The sequence below is a fragment of the Pantoea sp. USHLN298 genome (assembly GCF_037149395.1).
GTDB lineage: Bacteria > Pseudomonadota > Gammaproteobacteria > Enterobacterales > Enterobacteriaceae > Pantoea > Pantoea astica.
In genome coordinates, this window is record NZ_JBBCRO010000010.1 from 18,596 (window position 1) to 40,069 (window position 21,474).

At 55.7% G+C, this 21,474-nt stretch carries 19 protein-coding genes; 4 read left to right on the top strand and 15 right to left on the bottom strand.

The window, feature by feature from the left end; genetic code table 11:
* The first annotated feature begins 47 nt into the window (after positions 1-47).
* Positions 48-995, top strand: a complete 948-nt coding sequence (fabY, locus tag WFK59_RS21155) for a fatty acid biosynthesis protein FabY (RefSeq protein WP_046289509.1) — start codon at positions 48-50, stop codon at positions 993-995.
* A 32-nt stretch (positions 996-1,027) separates the two neighbouring features.
* Here fabY and WFK59_RS21160 read toward each other — a convergent pair whose 3' ends face one another.
* From WFK59_RS21160 to gmk, 7 genes are all read right to left on the bottom strand, one after another.
* Complete coding sequence (locus tag WFK59_RS21160) at positions 1,028-2,707, bottom strand: AsmA family protein (protein WP_233985820.1); 1,680 nt, start codon at positions 2,705-2,707, stop codon at positions 1,028-1,030.
* Positions 2,708-2,825: 118 nt separating this feature from the next.
* On the bottom strand, positions 2,826-4,199 hold the full coding sequence (locus WFK59_RS21165) for a nucleobase:cation symporter-2 family protein (protein ID WP_233985821.1): 1,374 nt from the start codon (positions 4,197-4,199) through the stop codon (positions 2,826-2,828).
* An 89-nt stretch (positions 4,200-4,288) separates the two neighbouring features.
* The gene (gene recG / locus WFK59_RS21170; protein ID WP_233985822.1) at positions 4,289-6,367 is read right to left on the bottom strand and encodes an ATP-dependent DNA helicase RecG; all 2,079 of its coding nucleotides are present in this window, start codon (positions 6,365-6,367) and stop codon (positions 4,289-4,291) included.
* A complete protein-coding gene (trmH, locus tag WFK59_RS21175; protein ID WP_094121051.1) occupies positions 6,364-7,065 on the bottom strand; it encodes a tRNA (guanosine(18)-2'-O)-methyltransferase TrmH in 702 nt (233 codons plus the stop codon). The genes recG and trmH overlap by 4 nt, the downstream gene beginning before the upstream one ends.
* A gap of 3 nt (positions 7,066-7,068) precedes the next feature.
* Positions 7,069-9,174, bottom strand: coding sequence for a bifunctional GTP diphosphokinase/guanosine-3',5'-bis pyrophosphate 3'-pyrophosphohydrolase (spoT, locus tag WFK59_RS21180; protein WP_233985823.1), 2,106 nt, complete (start codon positions 9,172-9,174; stop codon positions 7,069-7,071).
* Positions 9,175-9,194: 20 nt separating this feature from the next.
* Positions 9,195-9,470 (bottom strand): DNA-directed RNA polymerase subunit omega, encoded by a 276-nt coding sequence (rpoZ, locus tag WFK59_RS21185; protein ID WP_003851346.1) that lies wholly within the window; start codon positions 9,468-9,470, stop codon positions 9,195-9,197.
* A 54-nt stretch (positions 9,471-9,524) separates the two neighbouring features.
* Entirely contained in the window at positions 9,525-10,148 is a 624-nt protein-coding gene (gmk, locus tag WFK59_RS21190) for a guanylate kinase (RefSeq protein WP_233985824.1), read from the bottom strand.
* A gap of 240 nt (positions 10,149-10,388) precedes the next feature.
* Here gmk and ligB point away from each other — a divergent pair, with 240 nt between their 5' ends.
* Positions 10,389-12,131, top strand: a complete 1,743-nt coding sequence (ligB, locus tag WFK59_RS21195) for an NAD-dependent DNA ligase LigB (RefSeq protein ID WP_336757218.1) — start codon at positions 10,389-10,391, stop codon at positions 12,129-12,131.
* Here the strand turns inward: ligB and WFK59_RS21200 are convergent.
* From WFK59_RS21200 to WFK59_RS21230, 7 genes are all read right to left on the bottom strand, one after another.
* Positions 12,069-12,686, bottom strand: a complete 618-nt coding sequence (locus WFK59_RS21200; RefSeq protein ID WP_233985826.1) for a trimeric intracellular cation channel family protein — start codon at positions 12,684-12,686, stop codon at positions 12,069-12,071. The two genes, ligB and WFK59_RS21200, sit on opposite strands and share 63 nt — an antisense overlap.
* A 573-nt stretch (positions 12,687-13,259) precedes the next feature.
* Complete coding sequence (locus WFK59_RS21205) at positions 13,260-13,904, bottom strand: oligosaccharide flippase family protein (protein ID WP_233985827.1); 645 nt, start codon at positions 13,902-13,904, stop codon at positions 13,260-13,262.
* 93 nt (positions 13,905-13,997) lie between these two features.
* Positions 13,998-14,264 carry a hypothetical protein gene (locus tag WFK59_RS21210; RefSeq protein ID WP_031375158.1) on the bottom strand — a complete coding sequence of 89 codons (267 nt, stop codon included), beginning with the start codon at positions 14,262-14,264 and terminating at the stop codon, positions 13,998-14,000.
* A 434-nt stretch (positions 14,265-14,698) separates the two neighbouring features.
* Complete coding sequence (locus WFK59_RS21215) at positions 14,699-15,094, bottom strand: polyketide cyclase (protein ID WP_336757220.1); 396 nt, start codon at positions 15,092-15,094, stop codon at positions 14,699-14,701.
* Positions 15,095-15,231: 137 nt separating this feature from the next.
* Positions 15,232-16,374 carry an alanine racemase gene (locus WFK59_RS21220; protein WP_336757222.1) on the bottom strand — a complete coding sequence of 381 codons (1,143 nt, stop codon included), beginning with the start codon at positions 16,372-16,374 and terminating at the stop codon, positions 15,232-15,234.
* Between the two features lie 184 nt (positions 16,375-16,558).
* Positions 16,559-17,482 (bottom strand): kdo(2)-lipid IV(A) palmitoleoyltransferase, encoded by a 924-nt coding sequence (lpxP, locus tag WFK59_RS21225; RefSeq protein WP_094121043.1) that lies wholly within the window; start codon positions 17,480-17,482, stop codon positions 16,559-16,561.
* A 421-nt stretch (positions 17,483-17,903) separates the two neighbouring features.
* Positions 17,904-18,767, bottom strand: a complete 864-nt coding sequence (locus WFK59_RS21230; RefSeq protein WP_233985861.1) for a YicC/YloC family endoribonuclease — start codon at positions 18,765-18,767, stop codon at positions 17,904-17,906.
* Positions 18,768-18,924: 157 nt separating this feature from the next.
* On the opposite strand from WFK59_RS21230, the gene WFK59_RS21235 reads away from it, so the two are divergent.
* Positions 18,925-19,350 carry a DUF3574 domain-containing protein gene (locus WFK59_RS21235; RefSeq protein WP_233985863.1) on the top strand — a complete coding sequence of 142 codons (426 nt, stop codon included), beginning with the start codon at positions 18,925-18,927 and terminating at the stop codon, positions 19,348-19,350.
* Positions 19,351-19,385: 35 nt separating this feature from the next.
* Here the strand turns inward: WFK59_RS21235 and WFK59_RS21240 are convergent, their stop codons facing one another.
* Positions 19,386-20,570: a NupC/NupG family nucleoside CNT transporter gene (locus tag WFK59_RS21240; RefSeq protein ID WP_233985865.1), complete on the bottom strand. Its 1,185-nt coding sequence runs from the start codon at positions 20,568-20,570 to the stop codon at positions 19,386-19,388.
* A gap of 148 nt (positions 20,571-20,718) precedes the next feature.
* Between WFK59_RS21240 and rph the strand changes: the two genes are divergently transcribed.
* Positions 20,719-21,435 (top strand): ribonuclease PH, encoded by a 717-nt coding sequence (gene rph, locus WFK59_RS21245; protein ID WP_031375152.1) that lies wholly within the window; start codon positions 20,719-20,721, stop codon positions 21,433-21,435.
* The last annotated feature ends 39 nt before the right edge of the window (positions 21,436-21,474 follow it).

Below are 21,474 nucleotides of genomic sequence, written 5' to 3' on the forward strand. Positions count from 1 at the left end.
AGCGGCAAGGGATAAGCCACGCAAGCTCCGAACGAGAGAAACATTTTATGTATCATCTTCGCGTGCCACAGACGGCGGAAGAGCTGGATATCTATTATCAGTTCCGCTGGGAAATGCTACGAAAACCGCTGCGTCAGCCGCAGGGTTCTGAACGTGACGCCTGGGATGCCTTAGCGCATCATCAGATGGTGGTGGATGAACAGGGACAGCCGGTCGCGGTAGGACGTCTGTACATCAATGCCGACAACGAAGCGGCGATTCGCTTTATGGCGGTCCATCCTTCGGTGCAGGGCAAAGGCCTGGGGACGCTGGTGGCGATGACGCTGGAATCGGTGGCGCGTCAGGAGGGGGCCAAACGCGTCACCTGTAGCGCGCGCGAAGATGCCGTCGCCTTCTTTGCCAAACTGGGTTACGTCAACCAGGGAGAGATTACCGCGCCGCAAACCACGCCGGTACGTCACTTTCTGATGATCAAGCCAGTGGTCACGCTTGACGATATCCTGCACCGCGCCGACTGGTGCGGTCAGCTACAGCAGGCCTGGTACGCGCATATCCCGCTCAGTGAAAAGATGGGCGTACGCATCCTGCAGTATACCGGCCAGAAATTTATCACCACCATGCCGGAGGCGGGCAATCAGAACCCGCATCAGACGTTATTTGCGGGCAGCCTGTTCTCGCTGGCGACGCTGACCGGCTGGGGATTAATCTGGCTGTTGCTGCGTGAGCGTCATCTTGGCGGCACCATTATTCTGGCCGATGCGCATATTCGTTACAGTCAGCCTATCAGTGGTCGGCCAGGCGCCATCGCCGATCTGGGCTCGTTAAGCGGCGATCTCGATCGTCTGGCGCGTGGCCGTAAGGCGCGCGTGCAGCTTGAAGTTGAACTGTTCGGCGATGAAGAGCGTGGCGCGGTATTTGAAGGGGTCTATATCGTGCTGCCTGCCGATCCTGACGGACCGCTGGAAGAGGGCGGCTCGGGCGCGCGCATTAACTGATCATCAGGGCCGGTAAAACCGGCCCTGATGCGTTATCGAACCTCACCAGCCTGCAGGGTCTGCTGCAACTGCTGGCTGTCGGTGGTGACTGACAAACTGCCATTGGCGGTTGGACGCAGTGGCTGACCGGCTTTTAACGCGGCATTCAGCTGCAGCTGCAGGTTGCTGTCACCGGTTAGCGGCAGCGCCGGCCACCCCCAGTTCTGCAACACATTCACCGGCACGGCACGGCCAGTCAGCTGCAACGTCAGTGGACGCTCGGGCTGCTGGCCGACCGTCGCACGTCCTTCCAGTAAGCCCTTACCACTGAACGCGCTCAGCTCGGTCACCTGAATCTGCTGCGGGTCGGCACTCAGTGCAATCGAAGGATGGCGCAAATCGGTGCGGTTAAAGGTCGACTCCGCCGCATTCAGGCTCAGCTTACCGGACCAGATCCCCCACTGTTGCTGACGAACCAGCAACAGATTCTCACCGGTGCCATCCAGCGACGTCAGCTGGAAAGGAAACGCCGGATTAATATCGATAATCAGATTACGGTTTGAGGTGAAACGCGTCACCACCACGCTATCAAGCCAGTCAGGTAACGTGGACTGCCAGCGATCGCGCCAGTCCTGCGGCAGGGTATATTCCAGCCCGGCGACCGCCAGGTTTTTCAGCGTCAGGCGTTTATCGGCGCGCGACCAGTCGCCTTCTGCCCGGATCACGCCGTTGGCCCAGCGTGAACTGAACTGCGTCAGGGCGATGCCTTGCGGAGAGAAGTCCAGATTGACGATTGGATCGTTCAGCTCCAGCCCGCCGTTGATAAAGTTGCTGGCGTTCATGGCCAGCGAGCCGTCGTTGCTCTGCCAGTCATCGCCCTGCCAGTTAAGGTTACGCAGGGTCAGATCAAGGTCGGTCACCGCCCAGTCAGGCCCCTGCAGGCGCGCATCGGTCACATCCAGCCGGGTAATGGCAATCGATGGCACCGCCTGCACATTACGCAGAAAATCTTTCAGGCTGCTGGCGGTCTGCAGACGAATATCATTCAGCCGCAGCTGGTTAATCTTCCAGTTGCCCTGCGCATCGCGCTCACCGTTGCCGGTCATCGAGCCGCGAGCCAGATCGGCACCGACATTATTGAAAACCATCCGTCCCTGCGAGACGCTTCCCTGAATCAGCACATTTTCGCCGGGCACCTTATTCAGCGTCATGCTGCCGGCACTCATCTGGAAACGGGCATCCTGGCCCAGCATATTGCTGGCGACCGGTTTCCACGGCAGAATGCCGCCGTTCACCTGCTGAGCGAACAGCGGCAGCGCGCTGTTGGGGCTTTCGATATGCATGTTGTTGAGCTGCAGACGCTGGGCCTGAATCGGCAGCGCGCTTGATGGTGTCAGGTTGGCCAGGTTGACTTCGCCGTCACGCAGTTCGATGCTGCTGAAGTGCAGCGGATCGCTGAACTGCACCAGCGCCAGGCCGAGATCGACGCGCTTTGCCACCAGCACCGCTGGCTGACCATCGTGACCGAAGCTGAAGTCATCCAGAATGACATGCGAGGGAGAGGAGAAGTTGTGCTCAATTTTACTCAGGGAGAGATGCCACTCCGTTTTGTCGCTCACCCATCGGCTAAACCAGCCTGCACCCCATTGCGTCTGCAGCAGCACATAGATCACCACCAGGGTGAAGAGCAGCAGCAAAAGTAAGGTGAGGAAAAACTTTCCAAGAAATTTCATAGCATCCTTCCCGAGTTAAATCCGGTGAGAGGTTGTTATGCCTGAATTACCGTTACAGCTCAACAGCCTGGATGTAAATCCGACTAAATAGCAGACGGGCCGCAGCCCGTCGCTCGCCTTACTTCTCCTGCGGGAAAATCAGGTTCAGCACGATAGCGGTAATTCCACCTGCCGCAATGCCGGAAGAGAGTAGGGTTTTCAGCCACTCAGGCGCAAATTGCAGAATCAGCGGCTGCTGCGAGACACCCAGCCCCACCGCCAGCGACAGCGCGATGATCATGATGGCGCGGCGGTTCAGCGGCTCACGTGACACGATGCGAACGCCGGAGGCGGCAATCGTCCCGAACATCACAATGGTCGCGCCGCCCAGCACCGGCTCAGGAATATGCTGCACCAGGCCGCTGACCGCCGGAAACAGCCCCAGCACAATCAGCATCAGCGCCACGACAAAGCCAACGTAGCGGCTGGCGACGCCGGTGAGCTGAATCACGCCGTTATTCTGCCCGAAGCAGGAGTTAGGGAAAGTGTTGAACAGCGCGGAGACAAACGAATTGAGGCCGTTAGCCAGCACGCCGCCCTTCAGGCGTTTCATATAGAGCGGACCGCTCACCGGCTGCTCTGAGACATCAGAGGTTGCGGTGATGTCGCCAATGGTTTCCAGCGAGGTCACCATAAATACCAGCATCAGCGGAACCAGCAGGTTCCAGTCGAAGCCCAGCCCGTAATAGAGCGGCGTCGGTACTGCAATCAGCGGTTGATCGGCTGGCGCGCTGGTGGTGGGTAACATATCCAGTGCCCAGGCCAGCAGATAGCCGACCGCCATGGCGATCACCAGTGAAGCGACGCGCAGATAGGGATTTTTCTGGCGGTTCAGCAGCACGATCACCAGCAGCACCGCGCCAGCCAGCAGCAGATTTTTTGGTGCGCCAAAACTGTGGTCGGCGATGGCGGCAAAGCCGCCGCCGATCGACGTCAGCCCGACCTGAATCAGCGACAGGCCGATAATCATTACCACGATACCTGAGACCAGTGGCGTAATGATGCGGCGCGCCAGATGCAGCACGCGCGACAGCACCATCTCAGTACAGGAAGCGACCATCAGGGTGCCAAACAGCGCTGCCATCATGGTGGGCACGTCAGCACCGCCATTTTTCAGCGCCATCCCGCCCATAATCAGCGGCGTGACGAAGTTAAAGCTGGTGCCCTGAATCGACAGCAGGCCGGAACCGACCGGACCCCAGGTTTTGATCTGCAGAATCGATGCCACGCCCGACGCGAACAGCGACATGCTGATAATGTGCTGGGTATCCTGGGCGGGCAGGCCAAGCGCCTGGCAAATCAGCAGCGCGGGGGTAATCACCGCCACAAACATGGCTAACAGATGCTGGCCGGCGGCAAACAGCGTTTGCGGCAGCGGTGGGCGATCTTCAAGGCGATAAATCAGTTCACTGTGGCGAGTGGCGGGTTGTTCTGGCTGCGGATTGGTGGACATCTTCTACTGTTCCCGAAAAATGGTGTGGCGATTGTAATCATCCACCGGCTAAAAGCAATCGTTTGCCCGGCAGGGAGTAAAAAGGCCGGTCAGACGTTGGTATAACGGGTGTTCTCCGGCAGCCAGCGTTCAATCAGGGCGCTGGCCTGCTCGGGATAGTGCTGGTGGATATGTCGCGCCACGCGCTGCACTTCCGGCACCATCGCCTGATCGCGCAATAAATCTGCCACTTTGAACTCGGCGTTACCGGTCTGGCGCGTACCCAGCAGCTCGCCTGGTCCGCGGATCTCCAGGTCAAACTGCGCAATCACGAAGCCGTCATTGCTGTCGCGCAACACCTGCAATCGCTTCTGGGCGGTTTTACTGAGCGGCGCTTTGTAGAGCAGCACACAGTGTGAGGCGACCGCGCCACGGCCTACCCGTCCGCGTAGCTGATGCAGCTGCGCCAGTCCTAAGCGTTCCGGGTTTTCAATAATCATCAGGCTGGCATTAGGCACGTCGACGCCCACTTCAATCACCGTGGTTGCTACCAGCAACTGCAGCTGGTTGGTTTTAAACGCCTGCATCACCGCCTGTTTTTCAGCCGGCTTCATCCGGCCGTGTACCAGGCCGATGTTGAGATCGGGCAGCGCCGTTTTCAGTGCTTCCCAGCTGGCTTCCGCCGCCTGCGCTTCCAGCAGGTCAGACTCTTCAATCAGCGTACAGACCCAGTACGCCTGACGCCCTTCGCGACAGGCATGTTCAACCCGCGCAATGATCTCATCGCGTCGGGTATCGGGAATGGCGACCGTCGTGACCGGCGTGCGGCCCGGTGGCAGTTCGTCAATGGTCGAGGTATCGAGATCGGCATAAGCGGTCATCGCCAGGGTGCGGGGGATCGGCGTTGCCGTCATGATCAACTGATGCGGATGGAAACCCTGTTCCTCGCCCTTTTCCCACAGCGCCAGCCGCTGATGGACGCCAAAACGGTGCTGCTCATCGATAATCACCAGCGCCAGGCCGTTGAACTGCACCTGCTCCTGGAACAGCGCATGGGTGCCGACCACCATCGCAACCTGACCGCTGGCAATGGCTTCCTGCTGTGCCTGCCGCGCCTTTCCTTTCTGTTTTCCAGCCAGCCAGCCGACTTCAATCCCCAGCGGCGCAAACCACTGACGGAAGTTGCTGGCGTGCTGTTCAGCCAGCAGTTCAGTCGGGGCCATCAGGGCAACCTGTTTACCGTGCGCAATCACATTCAGCGCCGATAACGCCGCCACCAGCGTTTTACCGGAACCCACATCGCCCTGCACCAGCCGCATCATCGGGAAGTCATTCGCCAGGTCATGCTCTATTTCCGCCACAACCCGCTTCTGCGCACCGGTAGGCGAGAAGGGCAGTGCCGCCAGCAGTTGATCGCTCAGGTTATGACGAGGCGGCATCGGTAACGCGTAATAACGCTGCGCACCGGCGCGTACCGCCAGCATGCTGAGATTATGCGCCAGCAGCTCTTCCAGAATCAGACGACGCTGCGCCGGATGACGGCCGCTCTCCAGCTCGCTCAGTTTGAGATCGGGTGGCGGACGATGCAGAGTACGCAACGCATCGGGCAGGCTGATTAAACCGCCGCTTAGCTCCTGCGGTAATAGCTCGGCAATCGGACAGCTTTCCAGCAGCGTCAGCGCCTGATCGGTGAGATTACGCAGCGTAGCCTGACGGATGCCTTCGGTGGTGGGATAGACCGGCGTCAGCGTCTCTTCAAGCGCCACGTTGCTGTGTTCGCCCTGGATACGGTACTCAGGATGAATGATCTCAGCGCCGCGCTGACCACGTTTGATTTCACCGTAGGCGGTAACACGACGACCTGGCGCCAGGCTGTTTTTCATGCCGGCGTTGAAGTTGAAGAAGCGCATTGTCAGCACGCCGCTGCCATCGCTGATCTGACACACCATCATCCGGCGGCGGCCAAAAGTGATCTCGGAATGCAGCACTTCACCTTCTACGGTGGCCCAGATACCGGGCAGCAGATCATCAATGGCGTAAAGTTGGGTACGATCTTCGTAACGCAGCGGGAGATGGAGCAGCAGATCCTGAATGGTGTGCAGGCCAATTTTGGCCAGCTTTGCCGCCTGGCTGGCACCGACGCCGGTCAGGGTACTGAGCGGAATGGCATCCAGCAGGCGGCCTTTCATCTTTTACTTTTACCGGTTGACTGCATGGTGGCCCACCAGCTGGCGTCAGCCTCGACCTCGCCCAAGGCGTTGATGCGCGGATAGGGCAGGCCTTTCTGCCGCGCGACGCGCGCCAGCACCGGGAAACCCCCTTCGAACAGCAGACGTTGCTGTTCATCCTCATCCAGCAGGCTGTAATCACGCTGGTAAAGGCCGGCATTCTGCCGTTGTCGCTGGGCTTCATACAGGATCAGGGCGGAGGCAACCGAGACGTTCAGCGACTGCACCATACCGACCATCGGAATGATAATCTCCTGATCGGCCAGCGCCAGGGCTTCATCGGTAATGCCGGTTTTTTCCTGTCCCATCAGGATGCAGGTCGGGCGGGTATAATCAATCTCGCGGAAATCGACGGCTTCCGCTGACAGATGGGTGGCTAACACCTGCATCTTCTGCTGTTTAAGCTGTGTCACGGCGTCGCCGATAGTGCGATGCGTCACCACCTTGACCCAGCTGTTGCTGCCGGCCGAGGCGGACGCCTGGGTGCGCATCCGCTGGCTTGGCCAGACGGCGTGCACTTCGTGGATACCTACTGCATCGGCGGTGCGAATGACCGCAGAGACGTTGTGCGGTTTATGCACTTGTTCCATGCAGACCGTGAGATCGTGCTGACGCAGCGCCAGCATGGTCTGAATTCGGGCAAAACGTTGATCGTTCATGCACTAATTACGGTTACGGTGAACTTTGATCACATCCGGCATCACGCGGATTTTACGCATGATATTGGCCAGATGGACGCGATCGCGGGCGGTGAGGCGAATAAAGGCGCTATATACCCGGCCATCGCGCTCTTCCGTGTTCAGGCTCTGAATGTTAGAACCGGCAGTGTTAATCGCCGCCGTCAGGTTGGCTAACGCGCCCTGATGGTTAAACATATCGACCTTAATTTCCGCCACAAATTCCTGCTCAGTCACTTTGTCCCATTCAACCGGCATGAACTTCTCTGGCTCTTTCTGGTAACCGCGAATGTTTCGACAGGATTCGTGATGCACCACCAGGCCCTTACCGGGACTGACGTGCGCAACAATCGGATCGCCGGGAATCGGTCGACAGCATTTGGCGAAGGTAATCAGTACGCCGTCGGCGCCTTTGATGGGCAGCTTGCCGCGTTTGCTGTTGCTGATCGCTTTGCTGTCAGCCTGCAGCAGGTTTTTCGCCACCACCACGCTCATTGCATTGCCAAGACCAATTTCCGCCAGCAGATCGTCCAGCGAAGTCAGCTTCATGCGATCCAGCTCCTGCCTGATATTCTCCGGCGGGATCTCAGCCAGTTTACGGCTGCCGCCCAGCGCATGGCTCAGCAGGCGACGGCCCAGATTGACCGAGTCTTCGCGTTTGAGATTCTTCAGTAGCTGACGGATTTTGGCGCGGGCTTTGGAACTGACGACAAAGTTAAGCCAGGCGGCGTTAGGACGCGCGCCCGGCGCGGTGATGATCTCAATCGTCTGGCCGCTGGTCAGGGATTGCGACAGCGGATAAGGCTGGCGATCGACACGCGCGCCGACGCAGGCATGACCAATGTCAGTGTGCACGGCATAGGCGAAATCCACCGGTGTGGCGCCTGTCGGCAACTCTACGATACGGCCTTCCGGCGTGAAGACGTAGATCTCATCCGGGAAGAGATCGGACTTCACGCTTTCGATAAATTCAAATGAACTGCCGGCGCTTTGTTGCAGCTCCAGCAGGCTTTGCAGCCAGCGCTGGGCACGAATCTGCGCCGTGGTGCCACTTTCGCCCGCCTGTTTGTAAGCCCAGTGCGCAGCGACCCCCATTTCCGCCATCTGATCCATATCTTCAGTGCGAATCTGCACTTCAACCGGCACGCCGTGCGGGCCGATCATCGAAGTATGGAGAGATTGATAGCCGTTGGCTTTGGGGATGGCGATGTAATCTTTGACCCGGCCCGGACGCGGCTTATATAAGCTGTGCATCTGGCCCAGGACGCGATAGCAGGTATCGAGATCTTTCACGATGACGCGAAAGGCATAGATATCCATGATCGAGTGAAAACGCTGCTCTTTCAGCGTCATTTTGCGGTAGATCGAGTAAAGATGCTTTTCACGACCGCTGACGCGGCAGGGAATGCCCGCTTCCTGCAGACGGCCATCGATCTCAGAAAGAATCTTCTGGATCATCTCTTTACGGTTACCGCGTGCCGCCTTCACCACCTCTTTGATAACCCGATAACGGTTCGGATAAAGGGCTTCGAAACCGAGCTCTTCGAGTTCTGTTTTAAGGTGATGAATACCCAGACGATGCGCCAGTGGGCTGTAAATTTCCAGCGTTTCCAGCGCGATGCGGCGACGTTTATCCGGGCGTAATGCGCCGAGGGTGCGCATGTTGTGCGTGCGGTCAGCCAGCTTGATGAGAATAACGCGGATATCCTGCACCATCGCCATAATCATCTTGCGGAAGTTCTCTGCCTGCGCCTCTTTCTTGTCGCGGAACTTCAGCTTATCCAGCTTAGAAACGCCTTCGACCAGCTCCGCCACGCTCTTACCGAACAGCTGTTCCATATCCTGGTAAGTGGCGGGCGTATCTTCGATCACGTCATGCAGCAGCGCGGCCATGAGCGTTTCATGGTCGAGCTTCATTTCCGCCAGAATACAGGCTACGGCAACCGGATGGGTGATATAAGGCTCACCACTGGAGCGTGTCTGTCCCTCGTGGGCATCACGTGCGACAAGGTAAGCCTGCTGGAGGCGCTTGATGTGCTCCTCTGGCAGGTATTTTTCAATCAGTTGATTGAGGCTTTCAAACAGATACAAGGGTGACCTGCAGGTGGCTGTTAACGACGACCTTCAGCGATAGCGGTAACGGCCTGTAACTCAGCGGCTTCCTGCTCTTGCTGTTCCTGACGATCACGCACATCTAAAATCTGATTGGTGACCAACCCTTCTTCGATTTCGCGCAGGGCGATAACGGTAGGTTTATCGTTCTCTTCCGGAACCAGCGGATCTTTGCCGCCTACCTGCATCTGACGTGCACGACGTGCAGCGACCAACACCAGGTCAAAACGATTACCAACTTTTTCTACTGCGTCCTGAACGGTTACGCGTGCCATAGGTGTGCTACTCCACAGATGAAGAAATGACTGGGCATCATACTGAAACTCAATTCAGACTGCCAACAGTTTGCTGATTAAAGCATCATGGCGCGCCTTCTGGCGCGCCATGCGCAGACGTTCTGCGCGAATAATGGTTTTCAGATCGGACAGCGCCAGATCGAAATCATCATTCACAATTAAATAATCATATTCGGCATAGTGACTCATTTCCGCCACGGCTTGTGCCATGCGACGGGTGATCACCTCTTCGCTATCCTGCCCGCGACCGCGCAGACGGCGATCGAGTTCTTCTTTCGACGGCGGCAGAACAAAGATACTCCGTGCGCCAGGCATTCGGGTGCGGATCTGCTGCGCGCCCTGCCAGTCGATGTCGAGAAAGACGTCAACGCCGGTCGAAAGCACCTGCTCAATGGCATGGCGCGAGGTACCGTAGTAGTTGTCGAAAACTTTGGCGTGTTCGAGAAAAGCGTCTTCCGCAATCATCTTCTCAAACTCATCTTTTCCGACAAAAAAGTAGTGTTCGCCATGGGTTTCACCCGGTCGCATGCCGCGGGTGGTGTGCGAAACAGACACCTGCGTATCGTACAACGGCTGGGTCTTTAACAGCGCCTGAATCAGGCTGGATTTACCTGCACCGCTGGGAGCAGAAACAATATAGAGCGTGCCTTGAGCCATGGTTTTCTTGAATTGATTAAAAGCGGAGTCGATTTCCTGCACAGTATACACAGCTTCCCGCTGCCACGCAGCGTTTGCGCAGCGGCTGCGGGTAAACTTTTGCGTGTTGCTGCGCAAATTGATGTTGCCTGAGCGTAAAAGGTGACGGATTTTGCTGTGATCTGTTCCGGATCGGATGACGGCCTCTGGCTGATGCTAGCGTCTCTGTGTTGAATGGCGCAAAACGTCAGGAGAGAGATCATGAAAGGATTTGGCTGGCCTCTGATTGCTGTTTTGCTTGCAGCCGCGCCTGTTTACAGTGCGATTTGCCCCGCCTGGACTCCGGCACGGGCGGCGAGTGAAATTGCCCATCTGCAGCAGCAGCTTCAGCATTGGGATCAGGCCTATTATCAACAGGGACTTAGCCCGGTAACCGATGCAGATTATGATAGCCTGCAATCCCGCCTTAACCACTGGCTGCACTGCTTCAGCTCGCCGCAGGCAAATTACTCAGCACAACTGCCTGAGCAGGGTGAACATCTGCATCCTGTTGCCCATACCGGGGTAAAAAAGCTGCGCGATAAACTGGCGCTGGCTTACTGGATGCAGGATCGCCGCGATCTGTGGGTTCAGCCTAAAGTGGATGGCATTGCGGTTTCACTGGTTTATCGTGCGGGCAGGCTGGTGTCGTTATTAAGCCGTGGTGATGGATTACGCGGGGAGGAGTGGCTGACTAAAGCGGCCTTTATCCCGGCGATACCGCAGCAGATAAACAGCGATCGGGACGAGGTGGTTTTGCAGGGCGAACTCTACCTGCCGATGACCGATCATCATCAGGCGCGGGATGGCGGTAAAAATGCCCGTTCAAAAGTGGCCGGCGCCATGATGAGTAAACAGCCTGGTCCGCTACTTTCGCAACTCAATATTTTTATCTGGGCTTGGCCGGACGGGCCGGCAAAAATGCGTGACCGGCTGGCGCAACTGAGCCAGTGGGGATTGGGCATTGCCGCGCAGTGGAGCCAGCCAGTAAAAGATGAAGAGGAGGTCGCGGTATGGCGTGATCGCTGGTTTCATGGCGGGCTGCCGTTTGTCACCGACGGCGTGGTGGTTCATCAGGCATCACGGCCTGCCGGCAAAAACTGGCGGCCCGGTGAGGGCGAATGGGCCGTAGCCTGGAAATATCAGCCGCCAGAGGTCAGCAGTGAAGTGCTGTCGGTTGATTTTCCGATTGGCCGCACCGGAAAAGTGGCGGTGGTGCTTAATCTGCAGCCGGTGCAGCTGGATGACAAAACGGTCAGGCGGGTAAACATTGGCTCACTGCGTCGCTGGCGGCATAGGGACATCATCGCGGGAGACCAGGTGACCCTGAGTCTGGCCGGACAGGGCATCCCACGGTTAGATCGGGTGATCTGGCGAGTGGCGCAACGTGATTACCCGCAGCCGCCCGACGAAACACGCTATAACCCGCTGAGCTGTTATCGCTTCAGTGCCGACTGCCAGAAGCAGATGCTGGCGAAATTGCGCTGGCTGAGTCAAAAGTCGGTGCTGAATATTCCGGGAGTAGCGCGCAACACCTGGCTGAAGCTACTGGAAGCGGGCAGCATGCCGCATCTTTTCGCCTGGCTCACCTTAACACCTGAGCAAATCGCCACAGCTGCCGGCATCTCTTCTGCGCGTGCCGGACAGCTCTGGCATCGTTTCAATCTGACGCGCCAGCAACCGCTGCGACGCTGGATCAGCGCGCTGGGTGTTTCGCTACCGCGTAAAGCCGCAGAGGCGCTGCCCGATCAACACTGGGATGACCTGATACAACGGGATGCGGCAGCATGGCAAACCTTGCCAGGCGTGGGTGCCGCGCTGGCGCAGCGCCTTGTCGACCAGTTTCACCATCCTGAACTGCAATCACTGATCGCCTTTTTACAGCAGCAGGGCATTCCCGCCTCAGTGTTCCGGGTGGGGATAGTTGAAAATCGGCAAGCCGAGGCGAAAACGCAGCGCCAGTAGACGGGCAAAAAAGCCGAACAGCAGCGTAATGATGATCACCGCTTCGTGCGCCAGCGACGTTTTCAGCAGCAGGATATAGATCCAGCCTGAAGCGAAAGCGATCCCCGCATACAGCTCTTTCTGGAATACCAGTGGGATGCGATTACAGAACATGTCGCGCAGCACGCCGCCAAATACGCCCGTGATGACGGCGCTGATGGCAGCAATGATCATCGCATGGCCGGAATCCAGCGCCACCTGAGCGCCAATAATGGAGAAAACCACCAGGCCGAGCGCATCCAGCACCAGAAAAACTTTGCGCAGATGCGTCATCAGTGGCGCCGCAAAGGTGGTGATCACCGCCGCCGCCGCGACAATCATGATGTATTCAGGGTGTTTGACCCAGCCGAGCGGATAATGGCCGAGCAGGATATCGCGAACGGAACCGCCACCAATTGCGGTCACTGAGGCGATGATAATGACGCCGAAAAGATCCATTTTACGGCGACCCGCAGCCAGCGCGCCGGTCATGGCCTCGGCGGTAATGCCGATGATGTAGAGAACGGTCAGTAACATAGCAGACTCCAGTTAGACGGCGGCAAGGCTAAGGTATAGCGTAATAAACGGCGACTGAGATTTTCTGACGCCACGCTATTGGGATTAGCTCAGTTTATGGATGTGTGCTGCAAACGTCGTGGTATCAGTAGGCCGGGTCGTGAACGTCTCGTGCAATGCATAAGAAAAAATTCGCCCGACAGGCTAACCGGCCGCTACTTCCTCTCTCTGTTTTGCTGTACCACCGCCAGCAGGCGCATTACGCCATAACATGACCTCTGACACCATGCTGACGTGCCGGATAAATGGATGACCGGGCTGTTCTGTCAGGTCATCGCCGGGCAATGCCGCAGCGTCAGAGCGAAGGAGGCTGTCTTCTGGGCAAATCGCAGTCAACGCGATCAGCAACGTTAAGGGATAATAACAGGCAGAGGCAGTGAGGCAGAGTTGCGGAAGGGTAACGGGAACAGCGGAGACAGAGAATAACCGGGAATATTAATCGTCATTACGGATGAAAAAGAAAAAGCGTGCTGGTTCACAGCACGCCAACGCATCGTTTCGGATGCTCAGAGCCCACCATACAGACTTATTTTATTATTTGTTTCTTGCACGAATCTGAGAAAATGCTTTCAGGCTGAAACGGTATTCTGGCTGGAACCATGAACGACCGTAGTAGCAATAAATCAGCATACGAATGGACGCCATCGCCAGATAACCCCAGATTGCACAAAGCACTGACGGAGTTAGCCAGACGGTAAATAAGGTTACGCTCAGTCCGGCTAATACCGAAGAGGTTTCAGCAAAGGCGATACGGGTATATTGTTTTTCACGCTGTAATATTGCCCTGTAATGCTGTCCCTGTGGAATAATAATAAAGACCACCGAGACCATCTCCAGCATTAAGGCCAGTTCAGGCTGGTCAAACATCCGATTAAGCAGATGGCTGCCAATAAATAACAGACCAAATGTCGCGGCGCCCATCACAATGTTGCCCCAGTAAAGGATCGAGAGATCGTTAATTGAGAGCATGCATCGGCGGATCAGCATATTCGAGAAGCCCCGATCGGCCAGGGTATCGATAGCCAGCAAAGCCACAACGGCAATGGCCAGCAGGTTGAGCTCATTTGCCTGCAGAATTTGCGCCAGTAACGAAAGCTGCAACACTCCAATGCCAATAATTTTGATCGAGGAGAGGAGAGACCATTTTGCGCTATTCAGACTGCTTTCACGTATCGCCATGATATGCTCGTTAGAGTACATGTACTCTGTGCGAAATAAATATTCGTGTAACGGCAATGGGGTTGCTGTGACACCGTTAGTTAGTGCAATGAGTCAGTGCAATTTTTCCGGCCGAAGTCCTGAAATACCTTGCCAGGCTTGCCATGTTATTATGGATTCAATCAAATGATGCTCGGATAAAAAATAGATATCCCTGGAATATTCACGGTTTCGTGTCATGGCGGAATCTCCCGCTGTTAATAAGAAGTCCGCCAGATCACGAATAAATCCTGTTGTTGTTTTATATTCTCCAGCCAGCATCCTGCCGGCAATCTCAACAAATTCTTTTTCAGATAACAAAGGATAAGTTGAGCGGTCCATGTCTTTTTTCCTGCTTTATCATTATGGGTATTGCTGTGTGTGGAATGATTTATACATTGTTTTATTTAATTTAACACCATAAGAAAAGTCTGATAACGCAACCGCAGTAATTAATGGTTTCACTCTGTGCATGATAAATATTAAATCACTTACAGCGCTGTAATAAATATTAGTTAAGGATTAATGTTTATAACAACCAGTGAACATCGCTGGCTCAACGGAAATCAGTGCAAAATCAGGCCTGGCGGGCTGCAAACAGGCAGTATTGCCAGGAGTTTTCCTGGCGATAATGCTTAAGCAGAACTGGTGATAGGCGGGATAATGACGTCAGTAATCAGATAAGTGCTTTATGCTTTTTTGCCCAATGTTTTTGTATTTTTTTTCATTAACGACCAGCGTTAACTACAGCATAAAAAATGCGCTAACTCGTTGATTTATTGAGTAAGCAGTTGATTGAGCTTTTCAAGATCTTTGCTAACCCATTCAATATCCTGCTTAAATTTATCTTCTGAGGTTAAAGGCTGGCGATAGACCGTCACCATCACCTCGGCACCCTGCTCGTTGGCGATTACCCGCATTGGCATATAAATCTCCTTACCAAAACCGGTATCAACCCAGTGATCCATTACGCCGAACGGATTATGAGGCGTGAAACGAATCTTCACCGTGCCCTCGGGGCCTCTGGCGCGCCAGCGGTTGCCTTCCGGTTCCAGCGTGCTGTTGGTTAACCCGGAGGCCCATTTGGGAAAGAACTCTGGTTTCCAGATGGTTTCATACAGATCTAACCAGTGGCGTGGAATGGTCAGGCTCAGGGTACGAGAGGAGAGCATACTACCTCCGGCAAAGTGGCGGAAAAGGGCATTAAAGCATGGGGCTATGCCAGGTAAAATGCTGTAGCAACAGAAGTGTGGAGTAGAAAGGGTTTCGAACAGATTGCAGGCAACATCGGGTGTTGGCTGCGGTTTGATCAGATAAACCTGCCGCGTGCCGATACCAGGTGTTTCACCGCATCACCCTGCTCATCGCGCAGAATAAAGTCATCTGACTGCGCCATGACTGCGCAACTGTGATTCGGGAAGATGCGCAGCAGGCTGCCAACTTCAGGACGGTGATTTTCACACAGCAAAAATCCGTGCTCCTCGGATAATTTGCTGATCTCATAGGTCTGGCCTGCCGCATCAGCCGCGATGCCGAACCCGCTGGCGTTCGTGCCGTGCGGTCCTTTATCAGAACTCAGCATTTTCGAGCCGGCATCGATAATCGCGAAATGCGCGTTAACGGCCACCACACGGGTAATCACACTCAGCGCGAGCTGATCGACGCGGCTTAAACCGAGACGGCAGGCAGTGAGATCAAGCAATGCATAATTGCCGGGACGGATTTCATCAATACAGGGGTCGATTTCGGCCGCCAGCGCGGTGGGTGTGGCCCCGACAGAGAGTGGGCAGGCGGTGAAGCCCGCCGCATGAAGCTTCGCCTGTAACTCCTGCATCATTACGGCTTCCTGACGGGCGATGTCCGCTATCGCAGCGGGATTTCCGGCACCATAGGCGTGGCCAGCGTGAGAGACCAGCCCGGCAAAGCGTAATCCTTTTTCCCGCAGAGCCTGCGCTATAACCACCGCCCGATCGGTATGCGGATCAACGCCAATACGATGTAACCCGACATCCACTTTGATCGCCACGGCCAGGTCGCAATCGGGCTGCTGCTGCCAGGCGTCAGCGATAGCCTCCACACCATGCAGCGCATCGGCAATCAGGGTAATTTTCGCCTGATGCCGCACCGCCAGACGCAGCAGTTCTGCCACACTCTGCGCCTGCACCACCGGATAGGCTAACAACAGATCGCGGATGCCACCCTGAATAAAGCTGATCCCTTCACTCGGTTTTGAAACCGTCACACCACGGGCACCTGACGCCAGCTGACGTTGCGCAATCCAGACGCTCTTGTGGGTTTTGATATGAGGACGGAGGGCGACGCCGGCGGCATCGGCCTTGCGCTGCATCTGTTGCAGATTTTGCTCCAGACGTTGCGCATCCACTTCAATGTAAGGTGTCAGACGATCATCAATCAGTGGGCGTTGCCACTGCTCGGCGGTATGGATATCCATAAGACGTTTCAACTCTGGCTTGCGGGAGAGTGCTCATCATTCCTCAATTGCGGGTCTGATGCCAGTGTGTCATTGACCAGGTAGAAGCGATGGTGACATGCGCGTTTGCGCGTAAAGCCGGGAGGAGCGGGTCGGGAGCCGAGGCCATAAAACAATAAAGCAGGCGCGTGGCCTGCTTTATCCGTTAAACGTAAAGTGACGCTTCACCCGGTGGACGGGTTTTAAAGCGGCGATGCAGCCAGAGATACTGTTCAGGAGCACGCAGAATCTGGTTTTCGATCACCTTATTCATATAGGCCGCCGCTGCTGCCTCATCGGTGTGAGGATAATTTTCCAGCATCGGTTCGATGATCAAATGATAACCATCATTGCCCGCATTACGGATCAGCATAATCGGCACCATCGCAGGCTTCGCCAGACGGGACAGCACAAAGGTACCGTTAGTGGTTGCCGCTTTTTCCACTGCAAACAGCGGCGCGAAGGTGCTGCCTTTCGGACCGTAGTCCTGATCGGGCGCAAACCAGACGGATTCACCTTGCTTCAGCGCATGCACCATACCGCGCAGGTCACGGCGATCGATCATCGCTTTATTGGAACGCATCCGGCCTTTGGTCTGAACATATTCCATCGCCAGATTGTTGTGCGGGCGGTACATCGCCATCATTGGCTGACACAGACCACTGATGCGGCCACCCAGCTCCAGCGACATAAAGTGTACGCCAATAAGCATCACGCCACGCTTTTCATTCTGAGCGGCGTGCAGATTTGCCAGACCGGAGACGGTAAACAGGCGCTTAACGGCGCGATCGGACCAGAACCAGGCGATGCCGGTTTCGGCCAGCGCCATACCCAGCGAAGCAAAATTACCGGCGATCATCCGCTCGGTTTTTTCTTCACTGATGCCAGGAAAACAGAGCTCAATATTGCGACGGGTAATGCGCTCGCGGCGCTGCAGGAAATGGCGGGAAATTTTGCCGGCACCGGCACCAAGACGCATAAGAACAGGATAGGGAAGCTGGACCAGCAGCCAGAGCACACCCAGGCCAAACCAGGTAAACCAATAACGCGGATGCAGCAGCGAACTGCTAAATTTTCCGGTGTTTTTCATTAACAACCTTCATGAGATAAATGGATGTATCGCATAAAGAGCACTTCCATAAGTCTCCAGGCGCTACAGCTGTACTGATTTCGACCAACACTTTATCAAAAAGTGCCTTGAAAGATAGGCAATCTCCGGAATCTACAGGATTGACCTGTTTCATGGAGCGATGCCGGAACGCGCTGAAAAAAGAAGGATTAAGGTTTAAATGACGTAAATACAGGGAGTTAAGCGAAGCGTTTCGGCCAGTGTAAATGTGAATGGCAGCCGTTACAGAAGAGTCTGGAAATTATTATTTATCTATCTTTACGCAATTCTGACACCCTCAGCGCTGAAAAAGTCACCAAAGTGAAGTGCTACCTGAACAGGCTGTAATGATCGGGCAGAGAGACAACTAAGCGCCAGTTAAGGCGCTTAGTGAAGGGGAGCATTATTCGATATTCTGAATCTGCTCTCGCATCTGCTCAATCAGCACCTTGAGTTCAATCGCGGAGGTGGTGATTTCTGCATTGATTGACTTCGATGCCAGCGTATTCGACTCGCGGTTAAATTCCTGCATCATGAAGTCCAGACGGCGACCGACCGCCTCTTTCTTCTTCAGGATGTTGTAGGTCTCTTTCACGTGAGCATCCAGTCGATCCAGCTCTTCAGAGACGTCAACACGCTGCGCCATCATCACCAGTTCCTGCTCCAGGCGATTATTTTCCAGCTGCACTTCGGCGTCTTCCAGTTTGGCGACCAGCCGCTCACGCTGCCATTTGATCACTTCAGGCATCTGCGCGCGGACTTTGCTGACTTCCTGTGAAACGCCTTCCAGACGCTGCTCAATCATCCCTTTCAGTGCGGTACCCTCGCTTTCGCGTGCCGCAATGAAATCATCCAGCGCGCCATCCAGCGCCTGCAGTAACTGTTGATTGATCACATCCAGGTCCTGCTCCTGAGCAGACATCACGCCCGGCCAGCGCAGAATATCCAGCGGATTAATCGCGCCTTCATCACTTTGCATCTTCACCCAGTTAGCCGCCTGCACAAGCTGCTTCGCCAGTGCTTCGTTCAGCATCAGTTCGCCCTGGGCGCTGGGATCGGCATCATAACGCAGGTTGCACTCAATCTTGCCGCGCGTCAGACGCTGGCGAATGCGCTCGCGGATCACCGGCTCCAGCCCGCGGAACTGCTCCGGCAGACGGATGTAGGTTTCCAGATAACGTTGGTTCACGGAACGCAGCTCCCAGGCGGCGCTGCCCCATTCGCCTTTGGCTTCGCGGCGGGCATAAGCGGTCATACTGCGGATCATAAGCGATACTCATTTTCGGAAAGATGGGGTGAAGTATAGCGAGGGCAGCCACGGCATAACAGGCATAAGCGTCTGTCAGCGGAATAACGAATCATTTCCGCTTTGTCCGACAGGCACTTATGATGGCGGCTGGCCCATTTTCTGAGGAGGCGGATCGATGTCTCGCGTTATTGCTTTTCCTGTTGCGCTGGTGCTGTTGCTGGCGGGTTGCCAGACACCGCCAGCCCCGCCAACCAAACCCCAACCCATTTGTGCCGGGGGCGACGTTATGATGCAGACCACGCTGTGGTTTGGTCTGAGTAAGCCACAAGGCGGGACAGTGAGCTCACTTGAGTGGATGAATTTCGTCGATAACGAGGTCACACCGCGCTTCAGGGACGGGCTGTCAGTCTATGACGCTAAAGGTCAGTGGCTGGGCGAAAATGGGCAGCTGGCACGGGAAAACAGCAAAGCGCTGATGCTGATCCACCGTTTTGATCCGGCCGTGAATACCCATATCGAAGCGTTGCGTACGCTGTATAAAAAGCGCTTTGGTCAGGAGTCGGTGATGCGGGTCGATGCGCCGGTTTGCGTGGGGTTCTGAGGCGGGAAACGGCGGCAGATTGCCGCCGTTGACGATCAGATAAACAGACCGGCAAAAGCGGCCGATAGCAGGCTTACCAGCGTCGAGCCGTAGACCAGCTTCCAGCCAAAACGTGACACCACGTTGCCCTGCTGCTCGTTCAGTCCCTTAATGGCACCCGCCACAATGCCGATAGAGGCGAAGTTAGCGAAAGAGACCAGGAACACCGACAGAATACCCAGTCCGCGCGCGCTCATGCCTGAGGCCACTTTCTGCAGCTCAATCATCGCCACAAACTCATTGGCCACCAGTTTGGTCGCCATGATGCTGGCTGCCTGCAGCGCGTCAGCCTTAGGAATGCCAATCAGCCAGGCAAACGGATAGAACAGATAGCCAAGCAGTTGCTGGAAGCTGTAACCAAACAGGGCGGCAAATAGCGCATTCACGGCCGCGATCAGTGCAATAAAACCGATCAGCATCGCCAGAATGATCATCGCAACTTTGAATCCTGCCAGAATGTACTCACCCAGCATCTCAAAGAAGCTCTGCTCTTCATGCAGTTTATCCAGCGCGATAGGCTGCTCATCCTGGCTTTTCATCGGGTTGATGATCGACAGGATAATAAAGGTGCTGAACATGTTGAGCAGTAGCGCTGCAACCACATACTTTGGTTCAATCATCGACATATAAGCACCGACAATCGACAGCGAAACGGTGGACATCGCGGTCGCCGCCATGGTGTAGAGCCGGCGCGGCGGGATATCACCCAGAATCCCTTTATAGGCGATGAAGTTTTCCGACTGACCGAGAATCAGCGTACTGACGGCGTTAAACGACTCCAGCTTGCCCATGCCGTTAATTTTCGACAGCAGGGTACCGACCAGTCGAATCAGCAGCGGCAGAATGCGCCAGTGCTGCAATATGCCGATTAAGGCGGAGATAAAGACAATCGGGCAGAGCACGCCAAGGAAAATAAACGCCAGTCCCTGTTTGCTCATCCCGCCAAACACGAACTCTGTACCCTGGGCGGCAAAGCCGAGCAGCGTCTCAAAGAAACCCGCCACCGAACCCACCAGTGCCAGACCACTGGCAGAATGAAGAAAGAACCAACCGAGCGCGGCTTCCACCACAATCAGCTGAACGATAAAGCGCAGGCGAATCTGTTTACGGTCATGACTGACCAGCAGCGCAAGGGCGAAAATCACCCCCAGCGCCAGCAGGAAATGAAGAATGGCGGCCATAGTTTTTTTAATCAGAAGAACAGGAACGCGCATTTAGCCACAGTCAGCGGTGAATTTCATCTGATGATGCGGCGGGCAGGCGTAAGAGACAGCAGGCAAGGAAGTCCGTATAATGCGCAGCCAATCATTAGCAAGCCGGAGAATACCCATGCGTCCAGCAGGCCGTAGCGCACAACAGGTGCGTCCAGTCACATTGACCCGCAATTACACCAAACACGCAGAGGGTTCCGTTCTGGTGGAATTCGGCGAAACCAAAGTGCTCTGCACTGCCTCCGTAGACGAAGGGGTTCCGCGTTTTCTTAAAGGCCAGGGCCAGGGCTGGATTACTGCCGAGTATGGCATGCTGCCGCGTTCGACCCACAGCCGCATGGCGCGTGAAGCCGCAAAAGGCAAACAGGGCGGCCGTACGCTGGAAATTCAGCGCCTGATCGCCCGTTCGCTGCGTGCCGCGGTGGATTTAAAAGCGCTGGGTGAGTTTACCATTACGCTCGACTGTGACGTCATCCAGGCTGATGGCGGCACCCGCACCGCCTCTATTACCGGTGCCTGCGTGGCGCTGGCCGATGCGCTGAACAAGCTGGTTGCCAGTGGCAAGCTGAAAGCAAACCCGATGAAAGGCATGGTGGCAGCCATTTCAGTCGGCATCGTCAAGGGCGAAGCGCTGTGCGATCTGGAATACGTTGAAGACTCCGCGGCAGAGACCGACATGAACGTGGTGATGATGGAAGATGGCCGCATGATCGAGGTGCAGGGCACCGCAGAGGGTGAGCCGTTCAGCCACGAAGAGCTGCTGACGCTACTGGCGCTAGCACGCGGCGGAATTGAAGAGTTAATTCAGGCGCAGAAAGCGGCACTGGAAAATTGATGTAACAGGCGACCACAGAGTCGCCTTTTCTTTATTTGA